This window comes from Hoeflea phototrophica DFL-43 (genome assembly GCF_000154705.2).
In the GTDB taxonomy this organism is placed as follows: Bacteria; Pseudomonadota; Alphaproteobacteria; order Rhizobiales; family Rhizobiaceae; genus Hoeflea; species Hoeflea phototrophica.
The window spans coordinates 3,805,620-3,822,758 of record NZ_CM002917.1; the positions used below are offsets into that span (position 1 = coordinate 3,805,620).

At 59.7% G+C, this 17,139-nt stretch carries 16 protein-coding genes; 12 read left to right on the top strand and 4 right to left on the bottom strand.

Annotated elements, in window-relative coordinates; translation table 11 throughout:
* The first annotated feature begins 200 nt into the window (after positions 1-200).
* The 7 genes from tkt (at position 201) to HPDFL43_RS18055 (ending at position 8,432) form a co-directional block, all read left to right on the top strand.
* Positions 201-2,192 carry a transketolase gene (gene tkt, locus HPDFL43_RS18025; RefSeq protein ID WP_007198837.1) on the top strand — a complete coding sequence of 664 codons (1,992 nt, stop codon included), beginning with the start codon at positions 201-203 and terminating at the stop codon, positions 2,190-2,192.
* Positions 2,193-2,237: 45 nt separating this feature from the next.
* Positions 2,238-3,248: a type I glyceraldehyde-3-phosphate dehydrogenase gene (gap, locus tag HPDFL43_RS18030; RefSeq protein ID WP_007198838.1), complete on the top strand. Its 1,011-nt coding sequence runs from the start codon at positions 2,238-2,240 to the stop codon at positions 3,246-3,248.
* Between the two features lie 3 nt (positions 3,249-3,251).
* A complete protein-coding gene (locus tag HPDFL43_RS18035) occupies positions 3,252-3,818 on the top strand; it encodes a putative glycolipid-binding domain-containing protein (RefSeq protein WP_007198839.1) in 567 nt (188 codons plus the stop codon).
* A 14-nt stretch (positions 3,819-3,832) separates the two neighbouring features.
* Positions 3,833-5,029 carry a phosphoglycerate kinase gene (locus HPDFL43_RS18040; protein ID WP_040450484.1) on the top strand — a complete coding sequence of 399 codons (1,197 nt, stop codon included), beginning with the start codon at positions 3,833-3,835 and terminating at the stop codon, positions 5,027-5,029.
* Positions 5,030-5,191: 162 nt separating this feature from the next.
* Positions 5,192-6,085, top strand: a complete 894-nt coding sequence (locus HPDFL43_RS18045) for a fructose bisphosphate aldolase (RefSeq protein ID WP_007198841.1) — start codon at positions 5,192-5,194, stop codon at positions 6,083-6,085.
* 117 nt (positions 6,086-6,202) lie between these two features.
* On the top strand, positions 6,203-6,952 hold the full coding sequence (locus HPDFL43_RS18050) for an SGNH/GDSL hydrolase family protein (RefSeq protein WP_007198842.1): 750 nt from the start codon (positions 6,203-6,205) through the stop codon (positions 6,950-6,952).
* 238 nt (positions 6,953-7,190) lie between these two features.
* A complete protein-coding gene (locus HPDFL43_RS18055; RefSeq protein WP_007198844.1) occupies positions 7,191-8,432 on the top strand; it encodes an MFS transporter in 1,242 nt (413 codons plus the stop codon).
* 18 nt (positions 8,433-8,450) lie between these two features.
* Here HPDFL43_RS18055 and HPDFL43_RS18060 read toward each other — a convergent pair whose 3' ends face one another.
* A complete protein-coding gene (locus HPDFL43_RS18060; protein WP_040450486.1) occupies positions 8,451-9,434 on the bottom strand; it encodes an NAD(P)H-quinone oxidoreductase in 984 nt (327 codons plus the stop codon).
* Between the two features lie 122 nt (positions 9,435-9,556).
* On the opposite strand from HPDFL43_RS18060, the gene HPDFL43_RS18065 reads away from it, so the two are divergent.
* Entirely contained in the window at positions 9,557-9,742 is a 186-nt protein-coding gene (locus HPDFL43_RS18065) for a DUF1192 domain-containing protein (RefSeq protein ID WP_007198846.1), read from the top strand.
* Between the two features lie 423 nt (positions 9,743-10,165).
* Complete coding sequence (rcdA, locus tag HPDFL43_RS18070) at positions 10,166-10,684, top strand: protease adaptor protein RcdA (RefSeq protein WP_040450487.1); 519 nt, start codon at positions 10,166-10,168, stop codon at positions 10,682-10,684.
* A 236-nt stretch (positions 10,685-10,920) separates the two neighbouring features.
* On the opposite strand, the gene rpmE is transcribed toward rcdA, so the two are convergent.
* A complete protein-coding gene (gene rpmE / locus HPDFL43_RS18075; RefSeq protein ID WP_007198848.1) occupies positions 10,921-11,142 on the bottom strand; it encodes a 50S ribosomal protein L31 in 222 nt (73 codons plus the stop codon).
* A gap of 202 nt (positions 11,143-11,344) precedes the next feature.
* Between rpmE and HPDFL43_RS18080 the strand changes: the two genes are divergently transcribed.
* From HPDFL43_RS18080 to HPDFL43_RS18090, 3 genes are all read left to right on the top strand, one after another.
* On the top strand, positions 11,345-13,180 hold the full coding sequence (locus HPDFL43_RS18080) for an ABC transporter transmembrane domain-containing protein (RefSeq protein WP_007198849.1): 1,836 nt from the start codon (positions 11,345-11,347) through the stop codon (positions 13,178-13,180).
* Between the two features lie 129 nt (positions 13,181-13,309).
* Entirely contained in the window at positions 13,310-14,221 is a 912-nt protein-coding gene (locus tag HPDFL43_RS18085) for a fatty acid desaturase (RefSeq protein WP_007198850.1), read from the top strand.
* On the top strand, positions 14,221-15,045 hold the full coding sequence (locus HPDFL43_RS18090) for a phosphate/phosphite/phosphonate ABC transporter substrate-binding protein (protein ID WP_007198851.1): 825 nt from the start codon (positions 14,221-14,223) through the stop codon (positions 15,043-15,045). Before HPDFL43_RS18085 ends, HPDFL43_RS18090 begins: the two co-directional genes overlap by 1 nt.
* Before the next feature lie 18 nt (positions 15,046-15,063).
* Here the strand turns inward: HPDFL43_RS18090 and HPDFL43_RS18095 are convergent, their stop codons facing one another.
* Positions 15,064-16,095 carry a peptidoglycan -binding protein gene (locus HPDFL43_RS18095; RefSeq protein ID WP_007198852.1) on the bottom strand — a complete coding sequence of 344 codons (1,032 nt, stop codon included), beginning with the start codon at positions 16,093-16,095 and terminating at the stop codon, positions 15,064-15,066.
* 3 nt (positions 16,096-16,098) lie between these two features.
* Positions 16,099-17,121 (bottom strand): MotA/TolQ/ExbB proton channel family protein, encoded by a 1,023-nt coding sequence (locus tag HPDFL43_RS18100; RefSeq protein ID WP_040450492.1) that lies wholly within the window; start codon positions 17,119-17,121, stop codon positions 16,099-16,101.
* Between the last annotated feature and the right edge of the window lie 18 nt (positions 17,122-17,139).

Below are 17,139 nucleotides of genomic sequence, written 5' to 3' on the forward strand. Positions count from 1 at the left end.
TCGCTTGAATTCCGGATACTTGTAGCGAACAGCTTACCCATTAGCCGAACATGGCGTCAACAAAACCGGCACTGTGGTCCCCAATCCTTTCACGGCGAGCCTTTGTTGACTCCGGCGAAGCAACTGCTATGTGTGCGCGGCCTTCGATCCGGACCACTGACTGGCCGGATCAGACCTGAACGCGACAAGGCGGGACCGTCATGAATTCACGCGAAAAACACGACCGGATGGCAAATGCAATCCGGTTTCTATCCATGGATGCCGTGGAAAAAGCCAAATCCGGACATCCGGGATTGCCCATGGGAGCCGCAGACATCGCCACAGTGCTGTTTTCGCGCTATCTGACATTCGATCCAAAGCAGCCCGACTGGCCTGACCGCGACCGTTTTGTACTCTCGGCCGGTCACGGCTCGATGCTGATCTACTCCCTGCTCTATCTGCTCGGATATGACGACATCTCGCTCGAGGACATCAAGAATTTCCGTCAGCTCGGCTCTCCGACCGCAGGCCATCCTGAATATGGCCACGCTGCCGGCATCGAGACCACCACCGGCCCGCTCGGCCAGGGCCTCGCAAACGCCGTCGGCATGGCAATTGCCGAGCGCAAGCTTGCCGATGAGTATGGCGCTGATCTGGTTGATCACCACACTTATGTGCTTGCCGGCGACGGTTGCCTGATGGAGGGGATCAGCCAGGAAGCGATCTCGCTTGCCGGCCACCTCAAGCTCAACAAGCTGATTGTCTTCTGGGACAACAATTCGATTTCGATTGACGGCGCCATCTCGCTCACCGATTCGACCAACCAGCCTGCACGTTTCGCAGCTTCCGGCTGGAACACGCTGGAAATCGACGGTCATGATCCCGATGCTATCGCTCAGGCCATCGAATCGGCCAAGGCCTCCGACCGTCCGACACTGATCGCAGCCAAGACCGTGATCGGCTTTGGTGCGCCCAACAAGGCCGGCTCCAAGGATGCACACGGCGCACCGCTCGGCGCCAAGGAAATAGAAGGCGCCCGCGCCGCCCTTGGATGGGACGAGGAACCCTTTGTGGTGCCATCGGACATTCTTGACGCCTGGCGTCTGGCCGGATTGCGTTCGGTCAAGGACCGCAAGGCGTGGGAGGCCCGTCTGGCGGAAGCGGAAAACGATATCCGCATGACGTTCGAACGGCGCATGAACGGCGAGCTGCCAGGCGGATTCGCCCCGGCAATCACCGCCTACAAGGAAAAGCTGGCGCAGGATCTTCCGACCGTGGCCACCCGCAAGGCGTCTGAAATGGCGCTGGAAGTGATCAATGGCGCGGTGCCCGAGACGCTCGGCGGTTCTGCCGACCTGACCGGCTCCAACAACACCCGCACCAGCCAGACCCTGGCGATCACGCCGGACGATTTCTCGGGCCGCTACATCCATTACGGCATCCGCGAACACGGCATGGCCGCAATGATGAACGGGATCGCGCTGCATGGCGGACTGATCCCTTATTCCGGCGGCTTCCTGATTTTTTCCGATTACTGCCGGCCGTCGCTCCGCCTTGCGGCATTGATGGGCATCCGCGTCATCCATGTGCTGACACATGATTCCATCGGTCTGGGCGAAGACGGCCCGACCCACCAGCCGGTCGAGCACATGGCCGCCTTGCGCGCCATTCCGAACTTTTTGACGTTCCGCCCTGCTGACGTGGTTGAGACCGCCGAATGCTGGCAGATCGCGCTTGAACAGCAAAAGCGGCCAAGCGGCATCGCTCTGACCCGTCAGAACCTGCCGGTCGCACGCACCGATTACACCGAGGAAAATCTCTGTGCCTATGGCGCTTATGACCTGATCTCGGCCAGCGACGCGGATGTGACCATCTTCGCCTCCGGATCCGAAATCGAGATTGCGCTGGAAGCCCACAAGACGCTGGAAGCCAATGGCCACACCACCCGCGTGGTCTCCGTGCCTTGTTTTGAACTGTTCGAAGAGCAAAGTGCCGAGTATAAAAGCGCTGTGATCGGAGATTCGAAAGTCAAGATCGCGATCGAAGCCGGCATACGGCAGGGCTGGGACCGCTTCATCGGCTCCGACGGCCTGTTCATCGGCATGACCGGCTTTGGCGCTTCTGCGCCTTACAAGGAGCTTTACGAGCATTTCGGCATCACTGCCGAAGCGGCCGTTGCTGCTGTCGAAGCCCGCCTACATGACAAGGCCTGATTTGCCCCAAGACAGGTGCCTTTAGCCCCAGGACGGAGAAAGAACATGAAGACCAGGATTGCAATCAACGGATTTGGCCGCATCGGACGCAATGTTGTCCGTGCGATTTATGAATCCGGCCGCACCGACATCGACATCGTGGCGATCAACGATCTCGGCCCGGTGGAAACCAACGCCCATCTTATGCGTTACGATTCGGTCCATGGCCGGTTCCCACAACAGGTAACCGTGAATGGCGACACCATCTCTGTCGGATCCGAAAGCTTCAAAGTGTTTGCCGAACGCGACCCGAAGAACCTGCCCTGGGGTGATCTCGGCGTCGACATCGTGATGGAATGCACCGGAATTTTCACCGCACGCGACAAGGCAGCCTTCCACCTTGAGGCCGGCGCCAAGCGCGTTCTGGTGTCCGCCCCGGCCTCGGGCGCCGACAAGACCATCGTCTATGGCGTCAACCACGACGTCTTGACCAAGGACGATCTGGTCGTTTCCAATGCATCATGCACCACCAACTGCCTGGCGCCGGTCGCGAAGGTCCTCAACGATGCCATCGGCATTGAAAAGGGCATGATGACGACCATCCATTCCTACACCGGTGATCAGCCGACGCTCGACACCATGCACAAGGATCTCTATCGCGGCCGCGCGGCCGCCATGTCGATGATCCCGACTTCGACGGGTGCTGCCAAGGCGGTCGGCCTTGTGCTGCCCGAACTCAACGGCAAGCTCGATGGCGCAGCGATTCGCGTGCCGACCCCGAACGTGTCCGTTGTCGATCTGAAGTTCATCGCCAAGCGGGAAACCTCGGCAGACGAAATCAACGGCTTCATTCGCGCCGCTGCTTCGGAAGGCCCGCTCAAGGGCATTCTCGGTTACACCGACGAAAAGCTCGTCTCCATGGACTTCAACCATGATCCGCATTCCTCGGTCTTCCACACCGACCAGACCAAGGTGATGGACGGAACCCTGGTGTCGATCCTGACCTGGTATGACAACGAATGGGGCTTCTCCAACCGCATGGGTGACACGGCGGTCGCAATGGCGAAGCTCATCTAGACCATGTTTGAGCCCCTTTCCCTCAAAACGGTGCGCTGGCGTCCCGTCGAGGGAGAGGGGCTGGAACACCTCACTCTCCGCCAAACGGCCAACTCCATCCGCGCGGAAAGCGTAGTAGTCGGCAGCGAGGCCGGTGAAACCTTCGGCATCCACTACCAGATAGATTGCGATGCAGGCTGGCATGTCCGGGCCTTTGCGATCCAATCGACCTCGGGCGATCGCCTTGAGATGCAATCCGATGGCGGGGGACGCTGGAAACTCGGGGATGGGACGCCGCAGCCGCAATTCGATGGCTGCCTCGACATCGATTTTACCGGCACACCATTCTCAAACACACTGCCGATACGCCGAATCGATCCGGCACCGGCTGATGGCAACATCCGGCTTCGGGTTCTCTATGTTTCATTCGCATCATTGAGACCGCTTGCCGACACTCAGATCTACACCTGTATCGACCGGGGCCGCAAATACCGCTACCAAGCAGAAGACCGGCCATTCGTCGCTGAACTGCCGGTCGATAGCGATGGGTTTGTGACCGACTATCCAGATCTGTTCGAACGAATTTTATGACCGGAGAAGACATCATGACCGCCTTCAAGACCCTCGACGACCTGACCGACCTGCCTGGCAAGCGCGTCCTCTTGCGTGTCGACCTCAATGTTCCGGTCAAGGATGGCAAGGTCACAGATACGACCCGGATCGAGCGGGTCGCACCGACAATCATGGAACTCTCGACCAAGGGCGCTCGGGTCATTCTTCTCGCCCATTTCGGCCGCCCCAAGGGTGAAGCAGTGCCGTCGATGTCATTGGCGCCAATCGCCGGCGTTGTCGAAGATGTGCTCGATCACCGGGTTCACTTCGCTGCCGATTGCATTGGTGAGGTTTCTGCAAAGGCCGTGAACGCAATGGTCGACGGAGATGTTCTGCTGCTCGAGAACACCCGTTTTCACAGCGGTGAAGAAAAGAACGATCCGGGCTTCGTGATCGAACTCGCAAAGAACGGCGACATCTTCGTCAATGATGCCTTTTCCGCCGCTCACCGCGCCCATGCATCAACCGAGGGCCTGGCGCACCACCTGCCGGCCTATGCCGGCCGCACCATGCAGGCCGAACTTCTGGCGCTTGAAAAAGGCCTCGGCAACCCTGCACGCCCGGTTGTCGCCATTGTCGGTGGCGCAAAGGTTTCAACCAAGATCGATCTGCTCAAGAACCTGGTCAACCAGGTCGACGCGCTGGTGATCGGCGGCGGCATGGCCAACACCTTCATCGCCGCCCGCGGAATCGATGTCGGCAAGTCGCTGTGCGAGCATGACCTGGCCGCAACCGCCAAGGAAATCGAAGCCGCCGCAGCGGCATCCGGCTGCGCCATCGTGCTGCCGGTGGACGGAGTCGTCGCGCGGGAATTCAAGGCAGAGGCCGACAATGAAACCGTTGCGATCGACGCCATACCCGCAGACGCCATGATGCTGGATGTGGGTCCGAAATCGATCGACGCGGTCAATGCCTGGATCACCAAGGCCGACACTCTGGTCTGGAACGGCCCCCTCGGCGCCTTCGAAATTCCGCCCTTCGATGCAGCCACGGTCTCCGCAGCCAAGCATGCAGCCGCCCGCACCCGGGAAGGCCTGCTCGTCTCGGTCGCCGGTGGTGGCGACACGGTCTCCGCGCTCAACCACGCAGGCGTGACAGACGAATTCACCTATGTCTCAACGGCCGGCGGCGCTTTTCTGGAATGGATGGAAGGCAAGCCGCTTCCCGGCGTCGATGTGCTCAAAGCCTGAAGCCGGCAGGACCCCTTCACGGGTTAACCTTCCAGGCATTTCTTCAAGCCTTTCAAACGATTGAATATTTTTCAATCGATTCAAGAGCGCTCAAGCCTATTCTCACCCCGTTGCAGCATCTGTTAAAGCAGCGCTCAAGATGTAACAGAATGGGAACCTGGCATGATGAATGCGACCATGGCACAGCAGATGGCGAACAAGGACGGCTTCATCGCCGCACTTGACCAGTCGGGCGGCTCAACGCCCAAAGCACTCAAACTCTATGGCGTGGCGGAAGACGCCTATTCCAACGACACCGAAATGTTCGCGCTGATCCACGCCATGCGCGCCCGTATCATCAAGTCTCCGGCCTTCACAGGCGAGAAAGTGATCGGCGCAATCCTGTTCGAACGCACCATGGACGGCGATATCGATGGCACCCCCACAGCGGATTACCTCTGGGACAAGCGCGGCATAGTCCCGTTCCTGAAGGTCGACCAGGGCCTTATGGAGGAACAAAGCGGCGTGCAACTGATGAAGCCGATGAACGGCCTCGATACGCTTTTGAAGCGAGCGGTCTCCAAGAACATCTTTGGCACCAAGATGCGCTCGGTCATCAATGCCGCTGACAAGGCCGGGATCGAAGCGATCGTTGCCCAGCAGTTCGAAGTCGGCAGCCAGATCCTCGGCCACGGCCTGATGCCCATTATCGAGCCGGAAGTGAACATCAAGATTGATGACAAGGCCGAAGCGGAAGAACTGTTGTTGGCTGCAATTCAGCGGCATCTCGAAACTGTCGCGAACGGACAGCAGGTGATGCTCAAATTGTCGCTGCCCACGAAGGCCAATCTCTACAAGCCGCTGGTCAATGACCCGCGTGTCATGCGCGTCGTCGCACTTTCGGGCGGCTATTCCCGCGACGAGGCCAATGAGCTGCTGAGCGCCAATCCCGGCGTGATCGCCTCCTTCTCGCGCGCCTTGACCGAAGGTCTGTCGCACGGCCAATCGGATGCGGACTTCGATGCAACGCTTGCCGCCACCATCGACAGCATCTTCGAGGCCTCCCGCGCCGCCTGACCGGGCGCAGCTGGCCTTGGATTGTTTCGACCCGCCGTGGAAACACGGCGGGTTTCGTCCTATTGTGCCCTGCAGCAATAAGGATGACGAACAAGACAGCCGGAGGCTCTGGGAACCATGAACACTTTTTCCGCCGGCATCGTCAGTTGGCTTCTGCTTCCGATCGCCATCCATCTTGGCCTTCGTGTGCGCAAGAAGGCACAGCGCCTTCCACCGCCATCGGGCAAGGCAAAGGGCCAGATCGGCAAAGGCGAGGCTGAGCTTCGCTTGCTCGTCATCGGAGATTCTTCAGCCGCAGGTGTCGGCGCCGATGAAATCGGCGACACACTTGGCCCCCTGCTCGCAACCCGCTTCAACGCCGCCACCGGCAAGACCGTGGCATGGCGCAATGCGGGTGCAAATTCCGCGGTCGCTTCCCAGCTGCGCGATTATGTGGTGCCGAACATCGAAGAGCGCGACTTTACCCATGTGCTGATCGCTGTCGGCACCAACGATGCCAAGAATTTTCTTACACGTTCGCAGTTCAAAAAGGGCTTCGGCGGCCTGTTATATGCAGTTCACACGCGCTGGCCTGAGGCGCAGATTTTCTGGTCACCTGTGATCGACATGACAAGCGTTCCGGCATTGCCCCCGACTTTGGGGTTCATTCTCGGGCTCCGGGTCCGGATTATAAACGCCATGGGCACCCAGCTTTGCACAGAGCGCCACGCCGTCGCCACCGAGCCACTGCCGGTGGAAAATGCGGACGGTTTTGCCATTGACGGGTTTCATGCCAACAAGCTCGGCTATGAGCATTGGGCGGACCATGTTTCCAAATTCATGCTGGGCGAAGCACAAGCGCCATCATCATCGCAAAAATCAGAATAAGTGCAATCTTCCAGACATCACCGCGCCGCCTGAGCCCCGGCAGCCCGAAGGGTTTGATCAGGTGCAAACCCATGGCCACCAGAACCAGAATCAAGAGAACTTTTGTCGTCATCAATCGCGCCTGTTTTGCAAACAAGCCATACACTTGTCATGATCTGGGTCAATGACCGCGACTCAATGCACGCTGACCACGCATCCCAAGTCCCTTCCTATCCCTCGGTTTCCAATCGGAACAGCCATGCACCGCAATCTTTTTCCTGTCCTGTCGCTTTTGCTCGGGACGGCTTTTCTGCTGGCCGGGAACGGTCTTCATGGCCTGTTGCTGCCAATGCGCGGCACGGAGGAGGGATTCTCGCCCACCTCGCTGGGTCTGCTTGGCACCGCCTGGGCCACCGGCTTTGTGCTTGGTTGCATTTTCTCCCAGCGCCTGGTCCGGCGCATCGGCCATGTCCGCGCCTTCTCCGCCTTTTCCGCGATGATCGCCATCATCGCCCTTCTCACCGGCCTGCTGGTGGATCCGGTAAGCTGGATCATTCTGCGCGTGGTGACCGGGTTCTCTCTGGCAGCCGCCTTCATGATCATCGAAAGCTGGCTCAATGAGCGCGCCACCAACGAAACCCGCGGCCTGATCTTCTCACTCTACATGACGGTAACCTACGTCGCGATCGTCACCGGTCAGATGAGCATTGCACTGGGCGATGTGAAGCAAACCACATTCTTCATGATCGCCGGAATTCTCTACTGTCTGGCGCTGTTGCCGACTGCAGTATCGACCGCCACGAGCCCGGCACCACTCAAGGAGGTCCGGATTGATCTCAAGCTGATCTACCGGAATTCGCCGGTCTCCTTTGTTGCCATGCTGATGATCGGTATCGCCAATGGTGCATTCGGCACCCTGGCCCCGGTGTTTGGCGCCAATGTCGGTCTGGAGACCATCACCATCGCGACCATGATGTCGGTGACAATTTTCTCAGGCGCGTTGATGCAAATCCCCGCAGGACGGATGTCGGACCGGATGGACCGGCGCTATATGCTTGCGGGTCTGGCCGCAATTGCCGGCGTATCCGGGTTGGCTATCGTCATCATCAAGCCCGAAGACGTTGGAATCCTGTTCGGCCTGATCGCGCTGTATGGCGCAATGTCTTACACGCTCTATTCAATCATCGTGGCACATGCCAACGACTTCGCGGAAAGCGACCAATTCGTGACTATCTCAAGCGGCTTGCTGCTGCTCTACGGCATTGGCACGATCATCGGCCCGCTGATCAGCGGCCTCACCATGGCCTACAGCCCCTATCTGCTGTTTGCCGTCACCGCGGTTTCACATCTCGCCGTGACCGCCTATGCCGTATTCCGAAGCTTTGTCCGTGCAGCAGTCCCGGACGAAGAAAAGGAAACCTTTGCCTCGACCCCTTCCGCCCGTTCCGCAACGCCCGAATCGATCAATCTCGATCCGCGCGCAACCACATCCGAGGATTGATCGGCGGCGGCCAACGCGTCACCCGGCGTCGAGCACGATCTTTCCGATGTGATCGCCATCTTCCATGCGCTGATGCGCGGCCGCGGCCTGCTCCAGCGGATAGATCGAGTCCATCACCGGCAACACCTTGCGCTCATTGAGAAGCGGCCAGACATGCTGCCGCAATTCGCTGGCGATCTTTGCCTTGAAGGCAATGTCGCGCGCGCGCAGCGTTGACCCCGTATGGGTGAGGCGTTTCATCATCAGCAAGGAGAAATCGACCTCGGCCTTGCGGCCATTCAGAAACGCGATCTGCACGATCCGGCCTTCAACGGCGGCAGCCTGGTAGTTGCGGTTGATGTAGTCGCCACCGACCATATCGAGGATCAGGTCAACACCCTTGCCGCCCGTCTCCTCCTTGAGGACTTCGACAAAGTCGCTTTCCTTGTAGTTGATCGCCAGATCCGCACCCAGATCCAGCATGGCGGCGCATTTGGCCTCGGAGCCCGCGGTTGCGAAAACCTTCGCCCCGAAAGCCTTGGCAAGCTGGATGGCTGTTGTGCCGATACCCGACGTCCCGCCATGAACCAGAAAGCTTTCGCCGGCTTTCAGACCGCCACGCTGGAAGACATTGTGCCAGACTGTGAAGAAGGTCTCGGGAATCGCTGCCGCCTCGATCATGGTGAGCCCGTTGGGTGCGGGCAACGCATTGGTCTCATCCACCACACAGAACTCGGCATAGCCACCGCCCGGCACCAGCGCGCAGACCTTTTCGCCGGTTTTGAAGCGGCTCACGGCCTTGCCGGTCGCAACCACTTCGCCGGCGATCTCAAGACCCGGAATGTCGGAGGCACCAGGGGGCGGCGGATAGGCACCCTGCCGTTGCAGGCAATCGGGACGATTGACTCCGGCAGCCGCCACCTTGATCAGAAGCTGAGTGTCGCTTGCAGTCGGCGTCGGGCGGCTCGCCGGAACGAGCATTTCGGGCCCGCCTGGTTCTCGTATTTCGATTGCACGCATCATGTCATTCTCCTTCACGCCGCTTTTCCGGAACATAGGCTTGGGCTAAACTGGGAACAAGGCGGCAATCAGGCTGTTTCCAAGCCTGACTGCCAGTACCGACCAAATCCGGAAAGGCCGCGACCATGTTTGCCGATGATGACATGCCCAAGCCCAAGAAACTCCATGAGATAGGCTGTGACCTGACCTTTCTGTCCGCCGGCGATCTGGATGAACGAATCACACTGCTCAAAAATGAAATTGCCCGCCTTGAAGCGGACAAGGCGGCCAAAACATCAAGCCGCAAGGCGGCCGAGAACTTTTTCCGATAGAAATAAATTAGCAACACCAAACACTTAAATATAAAGCGATTTCTGTTAAGCTCCAGTTAAGCTTTACAAGTGTTTACTATACACATCCAGACATTCTGGATTTGACAGTTTGACGATTGGTCACACTGTTTGACGCCTCCCTGTTAAACTCTTGAGAGCCGCTTCTGCGGCTCTTTTTTTTTGGAAAATTCCAAGAAACGACTTGTCCCACAGGGCCATTTTTCCTGCTTTGAAACAGAAAAAAGCCAGACCCGCCCGTGCCGCGGGCGGCGCGCTGGCGGCGGTTCTGACGTTAACCCTTTCTTAACAATGCTCTTGCCGCCCGTGCTGCAAATGGGCAGAGTAGTTTCACACACAAGCCGGACACAACGTCCAGCGACCTGCCGACAGGCAACGTATTTTGTAATGAGGATCTCGCGGCACATGACTGATACCAGCCTCAACACCGTCAATCTCGCGGACCGGATGGCCAATTCGGGACAGTTCAAGGCACTCTACGCCGAGGGAATGGCGCTGGTCGAGGAAACCGCGAACTACCTCGATGGCCCGGGCCGCACCGCTTCCAAGGCTCTGCCACGCCTCGCCGCTGTTCTTTATGCAGCTGAATCAATGCGCCTTACCACCCGGCTTATGCAGATGGCGTCATGGCTGCTGTTGCAGCGCGCGGTGAACAATGGCGAGATGAACCGCGATCAAGTTGTTGCGGAAAAGAACAAGGTCCGCCTCGACAGCTTCAATTGCGACCGCAACGCACCCGGCTGGGCAGAACTGCCCGAAGCCTTCCGTGACCTCGTCGAACATTCGTTGCGCATCCAGAACCGTGTCGCCATTCTTGATCGCGAGATCTATCGCTCGAATGAGACCCCGACACTTCGCCCGGACAATGAGAACTCTGTTCAGGCGCAACAGAACCTTCTTCAGACAGCTTTTGCCAAGCGCTGAGAGAACAGAGAGCCGCACACCGGCTCTGCAGAGATCTCGGTCCTGAGAGACCAGACAAAGAAGCCCGCGATCATCTCGCGGGCTTTTTTCTTGTGAGATGTCCATGGCGTCCCGGTGTCGATGAGCGCCCCCGCCTCTCGCCAGCCCCCCAAGCCTCAATGCAACGATTAACCCGCAACAAAAAAGCCCGCCGGGAGAACCGGCGGGCTTTGAACAGTCCGGCACAACCGGAAATCTTACATGCTGAGGCCTTCGAAGCGCTTCTTGAACTTCGACAGGCGACCACCACGGTCCATCAGCTGCTGGTTGCCGCCGGTCCAGGCCGGGTGCGAGCGGGGATCGATCTCGAGGTTCATGGTGTCACCTTCCGAGCCCCAGGTCGACTTGGTCATGTACTCGGTACCGTCGGTCATGACCACTTTGATCATGTGGTAGTCAGGATGGATGTCAGCCTTCATTTTCTTGTCCTGCCGTTTGAGGGCCCTGCACAGCAAATCATGCGGCATATTGGCCAAACACATAAATGAAGCCGAAGTCCTTTCGGTCAACGGCTTTCCAATTCGATGGCGAGCCTATACATGAAGGCACAGTCGATAACAAGGGCTGCATCCGATTTTGCGGCCCGACAGTGGACCGCATGCGCAGTATCCAGGAGCAGCCGTGGCTGATCAAAGCAAGACACCCCAGACCGCCCGCAAATCCATCCGCCCTCTGGCGCGGCTTTTTCCTTATATAAAGCGCTACCCACGCCTGGTCTTCGGCGCCCTAGCGTTCCTTCTCATTGCTGCGGTCACCACACTGAGCCTGCCAACGGCCGTGCGCAGAATGATTGACCATGGCTTCTCCGCGCAGGATGCCGGCTTCATCAACACCTATTTCTCGATGCTGGCCGGGATCGCCGCCCTTCTCGCCCTCGCTTCGGCATGCCGCTATTATTTCGTCATCACGCTGGGTGAACGCGTGGTGTCCGACATCCGCCGCGATGTCTTCGATCATGTCACACGGCTGTCCGCCTCCTTCTATGACGCCAACCGCTCGGGCGAAATCGTCTCGCGGCTGACCGCAGACACCACGCAGATCAAATCCGCCGTCGGAGCGACCGCCTCGCTCGCCCTGCGCAACACCATCTTGTGCGTTGGCGCTGCCGCGATGATGTTCGTGACCTCACCCAAACTCTCCAGCCTGGTTCTGGGTGCGATACCGCTGATCGTATTTCCTCTGGTGGGGTTTGGCCGCAAGGTGCGCAAGCGCTCGCGCGAAGCGCAGGATACGCTCGCGGAGGCTATGACCTTTGCCGGTGAGGCAATCGGTGCCACTCGCACCGTTCAGGCGTTCAACACGGAGGCCGCAGCCCAGGCCAGTTTCAGCGGCGCGGTGGAGACCGCCTTTGGCGCAGCGCGGCGCTCTATTCTGGCCCGCTCGATCCTCACCGGCTTCGCCATCGCCATGGCCTTCGGTTCAGTGGTGGCCGTGCTCTGGTATGGTGCGCAATCGGTGCTGGCTGGCGAACTTTCTCCCGGCACGCTTGGCCAGTTCCTGCTCTATTCGGTCTTTGCCGCCGGCAGCCTCGGCGCATTGTCCGAGGTCTGGGGCGAACTCTCCCAGGCCGCAGGCGCTGCCGAGCGTTTGAGCGAACTCCTTGATGAAGTGCCCGAGATCCGTGCTCCTGAAAACCCGGCTCCGCTGCCGCAGCCACCGGTGGGCGACATTCTTTTCGACAATGTCGGATTTGCCTATCCAGCCCGCCCCGAGTCTTCGGCGCTGGAGGGGACAAGCTTTCATGTCCGGCCCGGCGAAACCGTCGCAGTCGTCGGCGCGTCCGGCGCGGGCAAATCGACGCTGTTCTCGCTGATCCTGCGGTTTTACGACGCCAGCAGTGGCCGGGTGCTTGTCGACAGCGTCGATGTCCGTGACGCCGATCCGGCAGAAGTCCGCGCCCGTATCGCTGTCGTACCGCAGGATGTGACGATTTTCGCAGGCAGCGTCGGGGACAATATCGCCTTTGGCAAACCCGGTGCCAGCCAGGCCGACATCGAGGCCGCCGCCCGTGCAGCCCAGGCCCATGATTTTATCATGGCGCTCGACCAGGGCTATGCGACCGCTGTGGGCGAACGCGGCATCACGCTCTCCGGCGGCCAACGCCAGCGTGTCGCCATTGCGCGCGCCATCCTGCGGGATGCACCGATCCTGCTGCTGGACGAAGCCACATCAGCGCTTGATGCGGAGAGCGAGACACTGGTGCAGAAGGCGCTTGAAGGGCTGATGCAGAACCGCACCACGATCGTCATCGCGCACCGCCTCGCAACGGTGCTTCGGGCCGACCGTATTCTTGTCCTTGATCAGGGCCGTATCGTCGAGGAGGGCACCCATGGCGAATTGGTGGCGCGCGGCGGTCTCTACGCCCGTTTGGCACGCCTGCAGTTCGAACACGGCGCCGAAGCCCTGTCCCTCGCCACACCACAGGGCAATGCCTCGCTCTCTGAGAAAGCCGGCTAAGTTTTACCTGCGATGATCTTGTGAGCACCCCCAAACTGGGCTAAAAACAGAGCGTTCGTCTGGAAGCCACGCGCGGGACATAATCTCATTCGCGGGCTATAACAGGAACATTCAGAAGGTGTATCCACAATGCGGAATGACGCGGAGTGGCGAACCCTGCTCGTTGCAGGCGTTTGCTATGCTGTGTGGTTTTTGCTGGCGTTTGGGTGGGCTGAGCTGCCTGACACATTGCGTGTCCTTTTCCTGATACCCACCATCTCGCTGCATTCCTCGCTCCAACACGAGTTTTTGCATGGTCATCCATTTCGGAACCAGAAACTGAACGATCTGCTGATCGCCCCGCCAATAGGAGTGCTGGTGCCTTACCTGCGCTTCAAATCCTGCCATCTCAACCATCACATCAACGAAAACATCACCGATCCCTATGACGATCCGGAGAGCTATTACCTCGACCGGGAGGTCTGGAGCACAATCCCGGCCTGGCTCCAGCGACTGCTGACCTTCAACAACACGCTTGCCGGACGAACCACAGTTGGGCCTGCATTGGCGGCAATCGGTTTCGCGATCAGCGAGTTCCGGCGTGCCATGGCCGGCGAGCCGGCTGTAGTCCGGGTCTGGCTGCGCCATATCCTGGCTGTGACAGCCCTGTTCTGGTTGATCACACGTTTCGGCAGTCTGCATCCGGCAGCCTATTTCCTCGCCGCCTATCTGGGCATGGGACTGTTGATGGTGCGCTCCTTCATCGAGCACCAGGCCACAGAAAAGGCCAATCAACGCTCGGTGATCATCGAAACCAGGGGACCGCTGAGCCTGTTGTTCCTCAACAACAACTTTCACTCGGTGCATCATGCCTATCCCTCACTCGCCTGGTACCGGATTCCAGCCTTCTTTCGCGAGAACCGGTCGAGGTTTCTGCGCATGAACGGTGGTTACCGGTACGAAAGCTACTGGGAGGTCTTCCGGCGCCACGGCTTCAGGGCAAAAGAGCCGGTGGCATACCCGATGGACGTAAGACGCAACAAGCACGGCGACCAAAGCTGATGCCTGCTTCAGCAACTTCCAAGAGCGACGCCCGGCCGGGCGTCGCCGCCTTGCCGATGTATGATTGGCCCGAAGTCCGCGATGCCACTGACGCGTTGTGGTCCGCCATCCGCGCTGCGCTGATCCAGGAAGGAATTGACGCGCCGGCAGGACTTTCGCGGGACGGCGAAGCCGAGGCCCTCTGGACCCATCCGGATCTGGTGCTCTCCCAGACCTGCGGCTTTCCCTATGCCAACGGCCTGAGCGGAAAAGTGGCCCTGATCGCAACCCCTTCCTACAGGCTCGAAGGCGTCAAACCCGGGCACTATTTCAGCGTTCTCGTTGCCCGCAGGTCCAGTCTGCCGGAAAGCCTGGCCGGGCTGCAGCACAGGCGCCTCGCATTCAACATGGCGCACTCCCAGTCAGGCTTTGCCGCGCCGGTCCGGCTGCTTGCCGGCAATGGCTGCACATCGATGCCGGAGCCACTCGAGACAGGGGCGCACCGCGCTTCCCTAAAGGCAGTGGCCGCAGGCGAAGCCGATTGGGTGGCAATCGACGCCATTGCCTGGGAGCTCGCCAAGCGGCATGAACCAGCAGCTGCCGAACTCGTGGTCTTTGCCACCACGCCGGAAACGCCCGCTTTGCCGTTGATTGCAAGTCTGCGCCTTGCCCGGCAGGCTCCACGGATCGCAGGCGCCATCGACACAGCCCTGAAACGGCTCGATCCCGCGATCAAAGGATCACTGTGTCTGTCGGGCCTGATCCCGTCAAACCAGCAGGATTACGCTCCGCTTGCAGCAGCTTTGCCGGTTCGGGATGCCCTGCCGGGGTTCGACCGCAAATGAGCCAGCGCCCTGTCGCGCTCAGCGCTCGGTAAGCTTGAGCTCGATGCGCCGGTTGGTGGCCCGGGCTTCGTCGCTGTCGCCATCGGCGATCGGTTGAAACTCTCCAAAGCCGGCGGCCACCAGACGGTTGGCCGGCACACCATTCTCGATCAGATATTTGACGACCGAGGTGGCACGCGCCGTCGACAGCTCCCAATTGTCCGCATAGCGGCCGGTCCCCGACAACGGCACATTGTCGGTGTGGCCATCCACACGAAGCACCCAATTGATCTCCTCGGGGATCTCGCGCGAAAGCTCATTGATCGCCTCGGCAAGCTTCGCCATCTGCTCCTGGCCGGCCGGATTGAGCTCATTGCCCCCCGACGGAAACAGGACTTCCGACTGGAACACGAAGCGGTCGCCGACAACGCGCACATCTTCGCGGCTTGAGAGAATCTCACGCAACCGTCCGAAGAAATCCGACCGGTAGCGGTTGAGCTCCTGCACCCGCTGCGCCAGCGCCACATTGAGCCTGCGACCGAGATCGGCAATCTTGGCCTGGGTCTCCTGATCCTTGGTTTCCGAGACCTCGAGCGCATCCTCGAGTGCCGCCAGCTGTGAGCGGAGCGCCGAGATCTGCTGATTGAGCAGCTCCACCTGGTTGAGCGCTCGCTGCGAGACCTTCTTCTCCGCATCCAGCGTCTCGCTAAGCGCCCCGATCTGCGCTTCCGCCGCAGCTGTGGCACCCGAACCGCTGTCCAGCAATTGCTGGAGCCGCGACCGGTCCGTCTCCGATTCCGACAATGACGCCTGCAGATTGGCAAGCGTATCCTCAAGGTCCTGCTTGCCTGAACGCTCAAGCGCCAGCAGCTGCGTCAGCTCATTGATCTGGCTGTTGAGGCGGTTGAGAACCTGATCACGTCCGGAGATTTCGCGGGACAGAAAAAACTGCGCCAGCACAAACACCGTGAGCAAGAACATGATCGCCAGCAGCAGCGTCGACAACGCATCGACAAAACCGGGCCAATAATCGACCCCTCGCTCCCGCCGCCGGTTTCGCGCCAGAGACATGGCTTACTTGTCTCCGATCTTTTCGGAGAGCTTGTCGAGCGTTTCGCGCATTCGCCGCGATTCCGATTGCTGCGCCTCGATCCAGTCCCGCAGCATCTGCTGCTCACTGCGCATGTTCTTCACCAGACCCTGGATACCCTCGGCGAGGCTCGCCATGGCTGCAGTCGTGCGTGGCGTCATGCCGGAATCCTGAGACAGTTTCTGCATGCGTTCGGACAGCATCCGGATTTCTTCCGTGGTTCCAGCGCCCTCCACGGGCACAGAGACGTCCGAATCAAGGTCCGTCATGGTGGACAGCCAGTTTTCCAGCTCCGTGTAGAAGCGGTTCTGGGCACGCCCGGCCTGCAAGTCGAGAAAGCCCAGTATGAGCGAACCGGCAAGACCGAACAGGGAAGAGGAAAATGCCGTGCCCATCCCTTCGAGCGGCGCCGACAATCCGGTCTTGAGTGTCGAGAGCACATCTTCCGTGCCACCGCTGCCGGGATTGAGCGACTGGATCACCTGATTGATCGAACCGATGGTTCCGAGCAGCCCCCAGAACGTTCCCAGAAGCCCAAGGAAAACCAGAAGTCCGATGAGATAGCGGGAGGTGTCGCGAGACTCGTCGAGACGGGTTGCGATCGAATCGAGAATCGACCGCAGCGATGAGGTCGACAGCGCCATTTCCTGGCGACGTCCGATCAGCGCCCGCATCGGAGCCAGCAGCACCGGGTCCCGGCCTACCTTTTCAGCATCGCCCGTGGCACGCAGGGAGTTCACCCAGCGAACCTCCGGCCTGAGCCTCAGCACATGGGTAAAAACCAGAAGCACGCCAACGGCGAGAACACCGACGATCAGACCATTCAGGCCTGGATTTGCGAGAAAGGCATCCTGGATCTGACGGTAGAGGATCGCTGCCACGAATCCGGAGAGGATGAGAAAGATCATCATGCTCCAGAAGAACACTAGCGGGCTGGACAATTTGTGCGGGTCCGCGCCGCTGCCGTCTTCAGAGATACCCCATCCAGACAATGTCAGTTTCGCCATGCGCTGTCCGTCCCGGCC